At 43.3% G+C, this 284-nt stretch carries 1 protein-coding gene; it reads left to right on the top strand.

Annotated features, from left to right (window positions below; genetic code table 11):
- Positions 1–103: 103 nt before the first annotated feature.
- On the top strand, positions 104–284 hold a 181-nt coding region (locus P5674_RS26305), incomplete at its 3' end, for an IS630 transposase-related protein (protein ID WP_315670532.1).

Raw genomic sequence — 284 nt, 5'->3', positions numbered from 1 at the left:
GCTTTGAGGGTTGTTGTAATCGGACAGTGTTTGAGTTGTGGTTGGAGTTCATCTTATAGCACAAGACAGGAAAGTTAGGACGTATAATGGCAAGGATATCTACATAAGACCCAAAAGGCTAGCCCCCTACAGTTACGACCTTAGACAAAAAGTTATTAATGCAATTGAACTAGACGGTATGCCCAAAACAGAAGCCAGTCAAGTTTTCCATGTCAGCCGGAACACCATTAATCTCTGGCTGCAAAGAAAAGCACAGACCGGAGACTTCCTCCCTAAACCTAATC

This window comes from Limnospira sp. PMC 289.06, assembly GCF_032350395.1.
Classification (GTDB): domain Bacteria; phylum Cyanobacteriota; class Cyanobacteriia; order Cyanobacteriales; family Microcoleaceae; genus Limnospira; species Limnospira platensis.
This window is presented reverse-complemented; position numbering and strand designations above follow the sequence as displayed.